The organism is Clostridium sp. DSM 17811, assembly GCF_018861905.1.
In the GTDB taxonomy this organism is placed as follows: domain Bacteria; phylum Bacillota; class Clostridia; order Clostridiales; family Clostridiaceae; genus Clostridium_AD; species Clostridium_AD frigoriphilum.
The window spans coordinates 20,708-29,501 of sequence record NZ_JAHLDU010000038.1 but is presented as its reverse complement, the minus strand read 5'-3'; the positions used below and the strand labels follow the sequence as shown (position 1 = coordinate 29,501).

At 31.8% G+C, this 8,794-nt stretch carries 9 protein-coding genes, 1 tRNA gene and 1 other RNA gene; all 11 read right to left on the bottom strand.

The genetic code is table 11. From position 1 onward, the window contains the following. Nucleotides 1-725: 725 nt before the first annotated feature. The 11 genes from KPL44_RS22880 to pfkB all read right to left on the bottom strand — a co-directional run bounded on the left by KPL44_RS22880 (nt 726) and on the right by pfkB (nt 8,784). A complete protein-coding gene (locus tag KPL44_RS22880; RefSeq protein WP_216255325.1) occupies nt 726-968 on the bottom strand; it encodes a pro-sigmaK processing inhibitor BofA family protein in 243 nt (80 codons plus the stop codon). Nucleotides 969-998: 30 nt separating this feature from the next. After that, nucleotides 999-1,277 carry a DUF2508 family protein gene (locus KPL44_RS22875; RefSeq protein WP_216255322.1) on the bottom strand — a complete coding sequence of 93 codons (279 nt, stop codon included), beginning with the start codon at nt 1,275-1,277 and terminating at the stop codon, nt 999-1,001. Between the two features lie 61 nt (nt 1,278-1,338). Further along, the gene (gene recR, locus KPL44_RS22870) at nt 1,339-1,935 is read right to left on the bottom strand and encodes a recombination mediator RecR (RefSeq protein WP_216255320.1); all 597 of its coding nucleotides are present in this window, start codon (nt 1,933-1,935) and stop codon (nt 1,339-1,341) included. Nucleotides 1,936-1,959: 24 nt separating this feature from the next. After that, complete coding sequence (locus KPL44_RS22865; RefSeq protein ID WP_071610943.1) at nt 1,960-2,298, bottom strand: YbaB/EbfC family nucleoid-associated protein; 339 nt, start codon at nt 2,296-2,298, stop codon at nt 1,960-1,962. Nucleotides 2,299-2,554: 256 nt separating this feature from the next. Further along, nucleotides 2,555-4,171, bottom strand: coding sequence for a DNA polymerase III subunit gamma/tau (dnaX, locus tag KPL44_RS22860; protein ID WP_216255311.1), 1,617 nt, complete (start codon nt 4,169-4,171; stop codon nt 2,555-2,557). Between the two features lie 174 nt (nt 4,172-4,345). Further along, an RNA gene (gene ffs, locus KPL44_RS22855) (signal recognition particle sRNA large type) lies at nt 4,346-4,610 on the bottom strand. Nucleotides 4,611-4,620: 10 nt separating this feature from the next. Further along, nucleotides 4,621-4,710: transfer RNA gene (locus KPL44_RS22850), tRNA-Ser, on the bottom strand. Nucleotides 4,711-4,903: 193 nt separating this feature from the next. Further along, entirely contained in the window at nt 4,904-5,671 is a 768-nt protein-coding gene (lgt, locus tag KPL44_RS22845; RefSeq protein ID WP_216255308.1) for a prolipoprotein diacylglyceryl transferase, read from the bottom strand. A gap of 266 nt (nt 5,672-5,937) precedes the next feature. Then, a complete protein-coding gene (locus tag KPL44_RS22840) occupies nt 5,938-7,317 on the bottom strand; it encodes a PTS fructose transporter subunit IIC (RefSeq protein WP_216255306.1) in 1,380 nt (459 codons plus the stop codon). A 74-nt stretch (nt 7,318-7,391) separates the two neighbouring features. After that, nucleotides 7,392-7,838, bottom strand: a complete 447-nt coding sequence (locus KPL44_RS22835; protein ID WP_216255304.1) for a PTS sugar transporter subunit IIA — start codon at nt 7,836-7,838, stop codon at nt 7,392-7,394. A 16-nt stretch (nt 7,839-7,854) separates the two neighbouring features. Further along, nucleotides 7,855-8,784 carry a 1-phosphofructokinase gene (gene pfkB, locus KPL44_RS22830; protein WP_216255303.1) on the bottom strand — a complete coding sequence of 310 codons (930 nt, stop codon included), beginning with the start codon at nt 8,782-8,784 and terminating at the stop codon, nt 7,855-7,857. Between the last annotated feature and the right edge of the window lie 10 nt (nt 8,785-8,794).

The following is an 8,794-nucleotide window of genomic DNA, read 5'->3' as shown; positions in this document are numbered from 1 at the left end:
AATTAATCTGCGCCAACTGTTAAGTTGGTTAGCAAGCTCATTACATACTTTTTAGCCTTACGACTAAAATATTACTTTTACTAAAGTAATTGACTGGTTAAAATAAAATATCATTTCATTTCTTTACCTATTTCTCTGTTTAATTTTCAAAGACCAATTTGCTTTGTCATCATGTGACGACTTCTACTATTTTACTAGGTATATCTTGTTTTGTCAACACTTTTTTGATTTATTAAAATATATTCTCAAATCAATAAATGTTAACCTCTTAAGTCTTACCTTTATCGCTGCTCAAACGCATCAACATGTAGTATTCTATCATAAGATGTCTTATCCATAATACCTTCTTAAGTAATTAAAATAAAATAGGTTTCAAATTCTTCAATTCTTAAACCTTCTCTCAATATATCTTATATTGATACACCAGGATAGTTATTTAGCTCAATCTCACTATCATCTAACAAGAAGGCCCCATATATAACGATTTTAACAATTACATATATTAAGTATCCACATTAATAAACCAAAATATACTATTATTAAATATTTTATCTTTGAATGTTAACAGTACACGTATAATATAACCTGCACCTTATTAATACTAACCCGACTTTATGGTTTTACTAATAAATAGAAAATAGAGTAATACAACTTTTATTTCCTAATAGTTGTATTACTCTATTATAAGTTCATTATTGCTGTAAATCTTCATTAGCATATTAACATCACATTAATTTTTGAAAAATTATTATAAATATTACTCCCGGCACTCCTAAAAAGCCTGAAATTATTGCCGTTACAGCATTAATTGGAATAGTTAATCCTACGAAGTTCGCAAGCAGCAAAAGTAAGACACCAAAAACACAATTCAATATTAATTTAACTAATATTTTCAGTGGCCAAGAAAAAAGCTTGACCACAATTAGCATACCTACTATACCAATCAAAAAATATAATGCAACGTCCATATCTAACTCCCCCTATTTGAATCTTTGCTTCTATTTGTTAATAGCATCTAGATCTTCAATCATGTAACTAGTATCTATAGTTACACCTTTTCTTCTAGCCTCTAATAAAAAATATATGTATCTAGCTCTAGATTGATCTTCTCTATAAATTGCATAATCTACAAGTTTAGGGTCATCTACTACTTGAAAATATTCCTTTGAACTTTCCCATTCAAGTTTAGCTTCCTCTAATTGCATAATAATATCTTTCTGCTCCGGTGTATATTTTGTAGTTGAAAGCAATATTTCAATTATTTTTTTTCTGTTCATAATAAAAAACCTCCTATTTTATATCTTTTCTCAATTATTGACATAAAACAGGAGTAATATTCTATATTTCTTTTCTTCCTTCTAAGGCTTTAGAAAGAGTTACTTCATCTATATATTCTAAATCGCCACCAACTGGAATTCCATGTGCAATCCTTGTGACTTTTGCACCTAATGGTTTTAATATTTTAGATATATACATAGCTGTAGCTTCTCCTTCTATATTAGGATTAGTTGCTACTATTACTTCATCAACTTCTCCATTAATTCTTCTTATAAGTTCTCTTAATTTTATATCTTCAGGACCTCGTCCTGACATTGGCGATATCGTTCCATGAAGAACATGATATACCCCATTGAATTCCCTTACTTTTTCCATAGTCATAATATCTTTTGGATTTTCTACCACACATATAATACTCTTATCCCTATTAGGATTGGAACAAATTGAACATGGATCTGTATCTGTAAAACTTCCACATACAGAGCAATATTTTATGGTTCCTCTAGCATTTATAAGTGCACCAGCAAACTCATCTACTTCTTCCTTAGGAAGGTTTAGTACAAATAATGCAAGCCTTTGAGCCGTCTTTTTCCCTATTCCAGGAAGTTTAGCGAATTCTTCTATAAGTTTTTCAATTGCTACTGGATAAAAATCCAATTTAGTCACCTCATAACTGTTTTATTAAAACATTCCTGGCATATTCATTCCGCCTGTTAACTTACCCATTTCATTACTTGACTCGTCTTCGGCCTTCTTCAATGCTTCATTACAAGCACTCATAATTAGATCCTCAAGCATTTCAATATCATCTGGATCTACTACTTCTGGTTTTATTTTCACTTCAACAAGTTGCCTTTTTCCATTAGCTACTGCAGTTACTGCTCCACCACCAGAAGATGCTTCGAACCTCTTATCTCCTAAATCCTTTTGCATATCTTCCATTTGCTTTTGAAATTTTTGAGCTTGTTTCATTAAACTATTCATATTTCCACCCATACCTGGAAATCCGCCTTTTGCCATAATAGTTACCTCCTACATATTTGTAATTTAAGTTATTTTTATATTTATCTCCTCTAGATTTTTAACAACTAAAAGTTAAGTATCTATAATCTAAATGGATACATGTTACCAACCTGTTATAGCTTTTCTATATTATTATATACTAATAACTATAATAATTTCCATTAATTAAACAAATATTTTTTATAAGTAATTTAGATTTATTAAAGATTTAATTAATCTAGTATTTATCAGATATTTGTCTAATATTCTATACCTATTCATCTAATATTTCTACAATATCTTCTCCAAATGTCTCTTTTAATATATCCTCTGGTGATTTTTCCTCTTTATCCTGCGCTTCTATAGTATATTTTATTTTTACTGGTTCTTTTAATAGCTCTGAGAATATTTCTTCTATTACATTTTTATTTTCCTCTTTTTCAAGCCTAATTTTGTTAAAGGCATACTGCTTTTCATAACCAAGTTCTATTACCCCTCCATTACAGGATACAATTTCTCCTGTCATTAAAGAAGCGTATATAACCATGTGTCTTCGGGTCTTAAACATATCTAAGATATCTTTAAAAGATTTTTTCACAATTTCCACTGTTAAATTAGAATTAGCATTGTGAATTTGTACAGGTCTTGTTTCTGTTTTCTTCTTTACCTTATTTTCTATTTTAGATCCATTGTTTTCATCCGGCCTAGTTGTTATACTTTCACATGCAACAGTTATCTTCCCCTGTTTTATTATTTCTTCTAACTTATTTACCCTAGCTAGTAACACTTCTTTTGATGTATCGTATTCAATCTTACACATCTTAATAACTGCAAGCTCTAAATAAATTCTATTTTGTTTACTCCATTTAGCTTGCTGCTCTGCATCTTGAAGTATCTTTATGTTCCTCATGATTTCCTCTATTCTAATAGAGGCTGCCTGCTTCTTTAAAATCTCTATATTTTCACTAGACATATCCAGAATATCATAAGCATTATCACTTACCTTAACCATCAAAAGATTTCTCATATGTGTAGTCATATCTTTTATAAATACATATACATCCTTGCCACTAGAAACTATATCATTTATCTCCTTTATTGAGGCTTCTATATTTCTATCTATTATGCTATCCGAAAGCTTTATAAGACTTTCATTAGTTACAAGACCTAACATTTCTACAACATTATCATACTCTACACTACCTTCATTCATTGATATCGCCTGATCTAAAATACTTAGGGCATCTCTCATTGCTCCATCAGAAACTCTTGATATTAATTTCAAACTATTATCTTCGGCAAAAACACCTTGCTCCGTAACTATTTTCCTAAGCCTATCAAATATATCTGAACTTTTTATTCTCTTAAAATCAAATCTTTGACATCTCGATAATATCGTTATTGGCAGTTTTTGAGGATCAGTTGTTGCTAATATAAATATTATGTTACTTGGTGGCTCCTCTAATGTCTTTAGAAAAGCATTAACTGCCCCTATAGATAACATATGAACCTCATCTATAATGTAGACCTTATACTTAGCCTCTTGTGGTGGATACTGAACATCTTCAATTATATCACGGATATTATCTACTCCATTATGTGATGCCGCATCAAGTTCTGTAACATCTATTGCTGTTCCTGCATTTATCTTCTTACACATTTCACATTCATTGCAAGGTTCACCATTATCCGAGTTTAAACAATTAACTGCTTTTGCTAATATCTTAGCCGTTGAAGTTTTTCCAGTCCCTCTTGTACCACACAAAAGATATGCATGAGCTATTCGCTCATTATTTATTTGATTTTTTAAAGTTATAGTGACATGCTCTTGACCTACTACATCTCCAAAAGTTCTTGGTCTCCACTCTCTATATAAAGCCATATACGCCACAAATTTCACCTCTTTTTAATAATAGTATTTACTTTATTTTAAATACTTATTAATTTGCAACCTTATTTTAGAATAATTGCACTCACTTATTTACCTAATTATATCATTAATATTGTCTTAATTCATATGTAAAAAAAAGATACCTATAAAGGTATCTTATAATTCTTATGTAAACCGTACACCTCGCTTCGATAAATAAACTATGCGCGATACCTATACAGTTAGCTCAAACCAGGTTGGTCCACGGCACATGAAAGTGTCCACTTACCGCTGCTTCCTTCCGAATCTCACGGGGTTCATGAATTTTCATTGCGTGGGGCCCAGTTCTCAACACCACTTATATAAGTCAGACCACACATTTTATAACCTTGACGAGGAATTCACCCCTGCTGTAGCGGATTGCAGGTTGAGGGCACCGCTAACTCCCCGGCTAGTACGGAAATATAAACTGGCGGAAAAAGAGGGATTCGAACCCTCGGTAGGGTTTCCCCTACACACGCTTTCCAGGCATGCTCCTTAAACCACTCGGACATCTCTCCATAAAGTATAATTTTTTTGTATACACATGATTAGTGCAACATAAATAATTATACTATTAATAAATAGTAATTTCAATAGCTATTTGTTAATATATTATTAAGAATTTTATAAATCATTAATATCACATTAAATAATATTTCACACCTTACTATATATAGACTTATTATTAATTATTCTCATTTTAAAACTAAATTAATAATGCAAGTTTCTTTTTCTATAATTTATAACAATAAAAATGACCCATAAAGCAATACCTGATAAACTTATTAGCTGAGCTACTCTTATACTCCCTAGCATTAAACTATCAGTTCTTAATCCTTCAATGAAAAATCTTCCTAAAGAATATAATCCTATATAAGTGAAAAAGACTGTACCACGCTTTAATGCCTTTGTTAATAAATAAATTAATAATAAACCTACTGCTAAATTCCATATTGATTCATAAAAAAAAGTTGGTTGATAATACACTCCATCTATTAACATACCCTTTTGTATAAAATTTGGGAATATACTTATAAATCCCTGGGTAACTGGCCCACCATGAGCTTCACTATTAAAGAAATTTCCCCATCTTCCTATAGCTTGCGCGATAATTATAGATGGCGCTGCCACATCCACAAATTTTAGCAAACTCTCTTTTTTATATCTTGTATATATATATGCTGTTATCATCCCAAATATAATCCCGCCATGAATAGCTAGCCCACCTTGGCGTATATTAAAGACGCCTATTAAGTTATCTTTATATTGACTAAATTCAAAAATCACATAATAAGCTCTAGCTCCAATAATAGCCATAGGAAAGGATATTAGTACAATATTTAAAAACTCATCATAATCAAGGCTTTTTAGCCTACAAGTAAAATTAGCTAATGTAATTCCAACCATCATTCCTATTGCAATAAATATGCCATACCATCTAATATCTAAGCCAAATATATTAAAAGCTATTGGATCCATAATCAATCTCCCCTTTATCATACAGTTTTAATAATTATTTTTATTTATCTATAATTAATCTTCTCACTATTGTCTCTAACTATGATAAAAAAGTAAAGATAAATATACATAAATATTTTTTTATATCATTTATATATGAAATTCTAATACCTTTCATTAAATCATCTAATTTAAACGCAAAATTCACTCCTAGTTGCAAATATAAATATTTGCTTTCTAAGGAGTGAATTCGACTTTATACATTGTATTTTAAACTATCTTATTTATTAACTAACTTTTTTTAGAACAACATCCTTCTTTAATATTGAAACCATAACTCCAGTTACTATTGTACCAGCTAGTATTGCAATTATATATCCACCTAAATTAGTAACTGCATGAGGGATAAATAAGAGGAATATACCACCATGTGGAGCTACTACAGATGATTTAAATATCATAGATAACGCTCCGGTAACTGCAGCACCTGTCATTGTTGAAGGTATTATTCTAAGTGGATCTGCTACAGCAAATGGTATTGCACCTTCAGTTATAAATGCAGCCCCTAATGCCCAAGCAGATTTTCCTGATTCTCTTTCTTCTGCTGTGAATTTCTTTTTTGCTAGTACCGTTGCAAGTGCTATTCCTAGTGGAGGAGTCATTCCTGCCGCCATTACTGCTGCCATTATAGCAGAAGAAGGAGCCAATGCCAAAGTTGACACTCCAAAAGTATATGCGGCTTTATTAAATGGTCCACCCATATCAAAAGCCATCATTAAACCAAGAATAATTCCTAGAAGTCCTGCGTTTGCTCCACTTAAATTAGTTAAGTATTTTGACATTATTACAGTTAAAGCACTTACGGGTTTTCCAATAACATATATCATTACAAGCCCTACTACCATAGTAGATAAAACTGGCAATATTATAACTGGCATTAAACCTTGTAATGATTTTGGTAATTTTATTATTTTCTTTAAGAAAACTACAGTATACCCAGCTATGAAACCTGCTGCCATTGCGCCTAGAAATGCTGCACCTACCGTTGCTGCTAGCATACCACCAACCATACCCGGTACAAGACCCGGTCTATCTGCTATAGAGAATGCTATAAACCCTGCAAGTACTGGATACATAAGTGCCATGGCATTACCGCCACCAATGGTCTTTAAGGCTTCGGCTATAGATCCTGGTACTTTAAATGCATATATTCCAAAAGCAAAAGAAAGTGCAATTAAAATACCTCCCGCAGCTACAAAAGGAATCATATAAGAAACCCCTGTCATAAGGTGCTTATAAACACCCTTTTTCTCAACCTTTTCTTCTTTTTTTTCACTCCCTTGTTTTAAAGTGTTTTTATCTTCCACTTTTATGTCTATTGCTTTCTGGATAAGACCTTTTGCATCTTTAATTGCATCTTTTACCCCAACCTCAATAATAGTCTTCCCTTCAAAACGTTCCTTTGAAACGTTGGTATCAGCTGCAATTATTACAACTCTTGCTTCTCTTATTTCAGCTTCTGTCAATTGATTCTCTGCTCCTACAGACCCCTGAGTTTCTACTTTAATCTCAATGCCCATTTCTTCTCCAGCCATTGAAAGAGCCTCGGCTGCCATATAAGTATGTGCTATTCCTGTTGGACATGAAGTAATTGCTACGAATTTCATAAACATTCCCCCTATTAATTTAATTTCCAAATATTTTTTGAATCATTGTAAAAAATATAGAAAACATATAATGTCTATTTCTCTAATAAAGTAATTATTTCTTCAGGACTACTTGCTTTCATTAGGCTCTCTCTTAGATCTTTATGCATTAATTTTCTTGAAATCTGGCTTAATATCTTTAAATGCTCATCACTTGATTCTTCAGGTACTGCTATTAAAAAGAATATATTAGCTAATTCATCATCCATAGATTGATAATCAATTCCATTAGCACTTCTTCCAAATACTAATGCAGCCTCTTTAACTCCACTACTTTTCCCGTGAGGAATTGCTATACCCATTCCTATTCCTGTTGAAAATTCTTTTTCTCTATCTTGCACGGCTTTTACATATTTATCCTTGTCTAGTAGCTTTCCATTTTCATCCAAAATTGTTGCCATCTCTATAATTACATCTTCTTTTGTTTTGCTAGTAAGTTCAAGCTTAATTAGATTAACATTTAATAATTCAGTTATATTCATTAATAATCACCCTTTCTTATAGGTATTTTATAGTCACTTGTTTTTTTAGCTTCTCTATGTCAATTAATCTTCCCGTCTGAGTCCCCTCAGTCATTACATTAGCAGCACTGGTTGCACAAGCAAGTTTCATAGTTTCTTCAAAACCATAATTATTCTGGGTTCCTACAGCAATTGCTGCAACCATTGAATCTCCAGCCCCGACTGTACTCTTAACTTCTACCTTTAGACCAACAACCTTTGCGATTTTATCGCTACTTATAACTAATGACCCTTCTGATCCCTGCGAAATCACTACAAATTTAACCCCATACTTTAATATCTTTTTAGCAGTTTCAATAACTTTCTCTTCGCTATCAATGCTAATACCAAATGCCTTTTCAAGTTCGCAAACATTTGGTTTCACTATATAAGGACCAGCTTTTATTCCCTGCATTAGCATATCGCCATCCGCATCCAATATAACCTTACCGCCCTTATTTTTTATATCTTTAATAATATCACCGTATATGCTACTGCTTGCTCCGATTGGCACACTACCTGAAAGGATTACTAAGGATTTCTCATCACAATACTCCATGATTTTTGCTTTTATATTAGCGATATCGTCTACCGTTACACTAGGCCCGTTCTCATTTATATCTGTATGTGTATTATTAACTTTATCGAATATTTTTGTATTAGTCCTCGTTTCCCCATTTACAGATAAAAAATCATTATTAATGTTTGAATCATTTAAATAATCTTTTATTTGATTTCCACTAGTTCCACCTACAAACCCTAACACTAAGCTTTTATACTGCAATTCCTTAATAACTTTAGATACATTAATTCCTTTTCCTCCAACATCAATTCTTGTGGATGAGATTCTATTGACATTACCAATTTTAAAGTCATCTATTTCAATAGTTTTGTCTATTGCTGGATTTAATGTCACTGTTATTATCATTCACTCACCC